The following is a 1,549-nucleotide window of genomic DNA, read 5'->3' on the forward strand; positions in this document are numbered from 1 at the left end:
GCCGGTGGCCGTCGACGAGGGATCTGTCAGGGTCGCCAGGGATGGCAGCGAGGAACCTGCCGAAGCGCCCGCCGAGGTGAATTCGGCGCTGATGTCATGGGCGAAGTTGGTGATTCCCTCCTGGGTTCCTGCCGCGAGCAGTCCGGGCACCTTTTCCAGGTCGGCGGTGCTGGGGAAGAGGCCGAATTGGGTCGGTACGTTGGCCGGCCCTTGCGACCATCCGTAGTCGGGGTCGCCGTAGCCGAGGTTGACCAAGACCGTGAGGTCGGGCTGGATCAGGTCGGCCAGCGGTTTGCCGACGACCGGGATGGAACGCAGCGGGTCCAGCAGCGGCAGGTTGTTGGTGGGAAGCATGTAGTAGGTCGTCATCGTGGCGCCCTCGGTCGGCAACTGAATTGCGTCACCGCCCTGGCTGACGGGGAGGATCTGTTGCGATGTGAGCACCTGGTCATAGGTGGGGTGCACGTAGTAGATGCCGGCCAGGGAGTTGAGATCGGAGAAGATGTCGATCGGGTAGCGCGGGGTGTCGGCGAAGCCGTCGTACTCCAACGTGTAGATCGTGGTCGGGTACAGGTCCGACGGTGTCGCGCCGTTGAATGTGATCCCCAGGCTGGGTAACGACAGCCCGGCGAAACGCTCGAAGAGTCCCCCGTCGGGAAGATTGGGATCACCGGTGATCACAAAGGAGACGTCCTTGTCGCTGACGCCCTGGGAAGCAAGCTCCGACATCACCATTCCGGCGATCGTCGAACTCTGGGACTGCGTCTTGACGACCACGTCGCTGCCCGCGTCAACTTGCTGGGTGATGTCGTAGTCCAGGATTTGGGCGCCCTGGGCTTCGGACGTGTCCAGCGGCAGACTCTTGACGCCGGTGTAGAGCGCGTAGTTGCCGGCCGGGTAGAAAACGGGCTCGGGTGTGTAATCCGGGAACTGGGATTGGAGGAAAACGTCGAAAACGTGGGTGACGTATTCCTCGGACGGGATCGGCGTGCCGCTGCCCGCGATGATGTCGGCCACGTTGTCGACGAGCCGGATGTCGCTGAGCTGCACCTCATGCACCGGCGACGCCATGCGCGTTGCCGTGATGCAGCCAGCGCTCAAAATCGCAATGCCGACGGCGACGTAGGGGCGGACCGCATGGTGCATGAAGCGTCCTATCTAGGTAGGGGCCAGGCGAACGTGAGATCCATTACAGCACGGCCCGGTTATTCAAAACAAGAGCTCTTGTTCCTTTGTGTCGGGCGTGTCTCCGTCGGCGCGGGCGCCGACGGATCTCGTACTGACGGCGAGGTCTGAGGCGGTCTCACCCCTGCTTGCGCACCACGTGGCGCCGCGCGCCCGGCGGAAGGGTTGTGCGCGACCTGGCGTCGGCGTTGTTCAGCCGTCGCGATTCGGCCCGCGCTGTGAGTACCGCGCGAGCAACCCGTCCTGCACCAGCGTGACGAACGCCGTCAGTTCGGCGATCAGGTCAAAGAGCTTCGGTTCCTCGAGGCTGTCGGCGTGCAACCAGCTGGCCACGATTTCGAAGATTCCACCAGCGGTTCCCAAC

Annotated in this window: 1 protein-coding gene; it reads right to left on the reverse strand. The window is 63.8% G+C overall.

Annotation, left to right across the window (positions count from 1 at the left end):
• Positions 1 to 1,146 (reverse strand): PE-PPE domain-containing protein (locus AC2VON_RS24655; RefSeq protein WP_486955188.1); only part of this gene is annotated, 1,146 nt, incomplete at its 3' end.
• Between the last annotated feature and the right edge of the window lie 403 nt (positions 1,147 to 1,549).

The sequence above is a fragment of the Mycobacterium sp. TH-M82 genome (assembly GCF_057473605.1).